Origin of the sequence: Burkholderia sp. Ac-20384 (genome assembly GCF_017104605.1) — a bacterium.
Taxonomy (GTDB): domain Bacteria; phylum Pseudomonadota; class Gammaproteobacteria; order Burkholderiales; family Burkholderiaceae; genus Burkholderia; species Burkholderia lata.
In genome coordinates this window covers 1-2,830 of the sequence record NZ_JAAGPE010000550.1, presented here as the reverse complement: position 1 = coordinate 2,830, position 2,830 = coordinate 1, and the positions used below count along the sequence as shown (strand labels likewise).

Sequence of the window (2,830 nt, the reverse complement as noted above, 5' to 3'; positions counted from 1 at the left end):
GTCTCCGTGATGCTGTTCGCTGCACAGCCGCTCGCACGCTTCATCGACCGCAACCCGACCATCGTGATGCTCGCGCTGTCGTTCCTGGTCGTGATCGGCATGACGCTGATCGCCGAAGGGTTCGGCTCGCATGTGCCGAAGGGCTATATCTACGCGGCAATGGCGTTCTCGGCTTTCGTCGAAGGCATGAACATGCTGGCGCGGCGCGCGAAGTCGAAGCGCTCGGCACCGACGGAAGGCCACTGAGCCCCCGCGCGTGACACGGCTGCTGCGGTGGCCGGCGTCACGCGCCTCATACGGAATCCAGACGAAATTTGCACGGAAAGGAGAAGCGCGATGAAATGCCCAGTCTGCAAGACGCCCGACCTGCTGATGGCCGAGCGCCAGTCGATCGAGATCGACTACTGTCCGACCTGCCGCGGCGTGTGGCTCGATCGCGGCGAGCTCGACAAGCTGATTGCACGCGAGGCCGGCGATGCGCCAGCGCGCCGCGACGAGACGCCGGTGCGGCACGATGCGCAAGCGCCGCGCGGCCACGACGACGGGTGGGGGCGCGACGCTCGCTCGCATGACAGCCGTGACAGACACGATGGCCGCTCGCACGACGATCACTACAAGCACGACGGGCAGCGTCGCAAGAAATCGGTGTTCGACCTGTTCGACTTCGACTGATTGCGCCGCACGTCATAAAAGAAAGCCCCGCCGTACGTACCCGGCGGGGCTTTTTCATGCGTGCGGGATGGTCGCCCGCGTGGGTGCTTACGCGTTGCCGGCCGTCACGTCGATGCGGCGCGGTCGCGTTTCGTCGCGGCGCGGAATCGTCAGCGTCAGCACGCCGTCGCGCAGGTTCGCGTCGATCCTCGACGTGTCGAGATCGGGGCTCAGCACGAAGCTGCGCGCATAGCGCGTCGCGCGGATTTCGGCATGCCGCACGCGGAGATCGGCAGGCGTGTCGATCTGCGTGTCGGCCTCGATCGTCAGCGTGTTGTCGTGCACCTTCACGTCGAGGTTTTCGCGCGGCACGCCGGGCAGGTCGGCCCGCAGCGTGACGCCGAGATGGTTCTCGACGATGTCGACGGCCGGCGTGATCGCGGGCCGGCGGGCCGCTTCGGCGGCAGCGGGGTGAACGGTGTTCGTCTGACGCTCGGCCAGGGTCGGGTTCGCATTCATGTCGGTATCCTGAATATTATTGAACAGTGATTGCACGCGGCTTCGATGCCTCGCGCCGGCCGACGCGAATCAGCAGGCAGCCGTTTTCGTAGCGGGCGCTGACCTGATCGGGGTCTGCATCCCGCGGCAGCTCGACGACGCGACGGAATGCACCGTGAAAGCGCTCCTGCGCATAAGTGCGCAGATCGTCGCCTTCGCTGCGAGCCGCCGGCTTGCGCTCGCCGCTGATCGTCAGCAAGTCCTTGTCGATCGATACGTCGAAGTCGGCCGCGGCCATGCCGGGCGCAAACGCGACGATCTCGATGGCGCCGTCGGTGGCACCGACGTTGAGCGCGGGAAAGGCGCCGGGCCGCACCGCGCGAATGCCGGTCGGTCGATCGCCGAGCAGGTTGGCCACTTGCCGCTGCACGCGGGCGAATTCGTCGAACAGGTCGCTGCCGAAATGGATACCGCTCATGTTGGTCCTCCAGAACAGGGAACACGGGAGACGTGACGGCGCGGCGCCTGCGGCGGGCGCGACGTAGAAGCTCCACTGGGTCGAAACGGGGGCAGTGCGTTGGATGGTGTACTGCCCGACGACGTGTAATTAGTGGCCACCCCAGCGCATTTCAAGAGGGCATCTGCAATCTGCGTCAATGCATGCTCGTGCGATTCGATGCGACAATCGCCGCGATCTATCTGCAGACCTACGACACGGGACAATCATGGACATTCGACGCATCGCGATCGTCGGCGCCGGCGTGATCGGCGCGAGCTGGGCCGCTTTCTATCTGACGCAGGGCTTCGACGTCGTCGCGACCGATCCGGCGCCGCAAGCCGACACGCGGCTGCGCGAATCGCTGGCCGCGTTTCTCGGCGAGCGGGCCGCCGAACTTTCCGCGCGGCTGTCGTTCGACGCCGATCTCGTGTGTGCGCTCGACGGTGTCGACTTCGTGCAGGAAAACGGCCCGGAGCGGCTCGACCTGAAGCGCGCGCTGTACCGGCAGATGGACGACGTGCTGCCCGCGCACGTGCCGATCGCGTCGAGTTCGTCGGGCCTGAAAATGTCGGACATCCAGACCGCGTGCGACAAGCATCCGGAACGCTGCCTGATCGCGCATCCGTTCAATCCGCCGCACCTGATTCCGCTCGTCGAGCTGGTCGGCGGCGATGCCACCAGCCCGGACGTGATCGCGCGCGTGAAGGATTTCTACGATGGGCTCGGCAAGCAGACGATCGTCCTCAACAAGGAGATGACCGGCCACGTCGCGAACCGGCTCGCGGCCGCGCTGTTCCGCGAGGTGTATCACCTCGTCGGCGAAGGTGTCGTGAGCGTCGCCGATGCGGACAAGGCCGTCGCATGGGGGCCCGGCCTGCGCTGGGGGCTGATGGGGCAGTGCCTGACCTATCACCTCGGCGGCGGCGCGGGCGGGATCGCGCACTTTCTCGAACACCTGTCGGGGCCGATCACGACCTGGTGGGACGACCTCGGCACGCCGTCGTTCGATCCGGACGTCGATCGCAAGCTGAACGACGAATTGCGCGCGATCCAGGGCGAGCGCTCGATGCAGGAACTGGCGGCCGAACGCGACCGCTTGCTCGTCGAGCTGATCGACGCGCGGCGCCGCAGCTTCCTGCCGTGACCGCGCCGCGGCGTCGCGTCCGGGCCGCCGCCGGCTAA

The 2,830-nt window shown here is 66.7% G+C and carries 4 protein-coding genes and 1 pseudogene; 3 read left to right on the top strand and 2 right to left on the bottom strand.

From position 1 onward, the window contains the following. Together G3O00_RS41520 and G3O00_RS41515 are read left to right on the top strand one after the other, a co-directional pair. Positions 1 to 246: pseudogene (locus G3O00_RS41520) on the top strand (TerC family protein); the annotation flags it as partial. Positions 247 to 336: 90 nt separating this feature from the next. Continuing rightward, positions 337 to 672, top strand: coding sequence for a zf-TFIIB domain-containing protein (locus G3O00_RS41515; protein WP_206146472.1), 336 nt, complete (start codon positions 337 to 339; stop codon positions 670 to 672). Positions 673 to 759: 87 nt separating this feature from the next. On the opposite strand, the gene G3O00_RS41510 is transcribed toward G3O00_RS41515, so the two are convergent. Then, on the bottom strand, positions 760 to 1,170 hold the full coding sequence (locus tag G3O00_RS41510; protein ID WP_206146471.1) for an Hsp20/alpha crystallin family protein: 411 nt from the start codon (positions 1,168 to 1,170) through the stop codon (positions 760 to 762). Positions 1,171 to 1,186: 16 nt separating this feature from the next. Continuing rightward, entirely contained in the window at positions 1,187 to 1,627 is a 441-nt protein-coding gene (locus G3O00_RS41505; protein WP_174936334.1) for an Hsp20/alpha crystallin family protein, read from the bottom strand. A 247-nt stretch (positions 1,628 to 1,874) separates the two neighbouring features. On the opposite strand from G3O00_RS41505, the gene G3O00_RS41500 reads away from it, so the two are divergent. Continuing rightward, entirely contained in the window at positions 1,875 to 2,792 is a 918-nt protein-coding gene (locus G3O00_RS41500) for a 3-hydroxyacyl-CoA dehydrogenase NAD-binding domain-containing protein (protein WP_206146470.1), read from the top strand. Positions 2,793 to 2,830 lie beyond the last annotated feature (38 nt).

Bases quoted from the DNA above. Each gene is read 5' to 3' on its own strand.
- G3O00_RS41515 (WP_206146472.1), top strand. From the start codon at position 337: ATGAAATGCCCAGTCTGCAAGACGCCCGACCTGCTGATGGCCGAGCGC.
- G3O00_RS41505 (WP_174936334.1), bottom strand. From the start codon at position 1,627: ATGAGCGGTATCCATTTCGGCAGCGACCTGTTCGACGAATTCGCCCGC.
- G3O00_RS41500 (WP_206146470.1), top strand. From the start codon at position 1,875: ATGGACATTCGACGCATCGCGATCGTCGGCGCCGGCGTGATCGGCGCG.
- G3O00_RS41510 (WP_206146471.1), bottom strand. From the start codon at position 1,170: ATGAATGCGAACCCGACCCTGGCCGAGCGTCAGACGAACACCGTTCAC.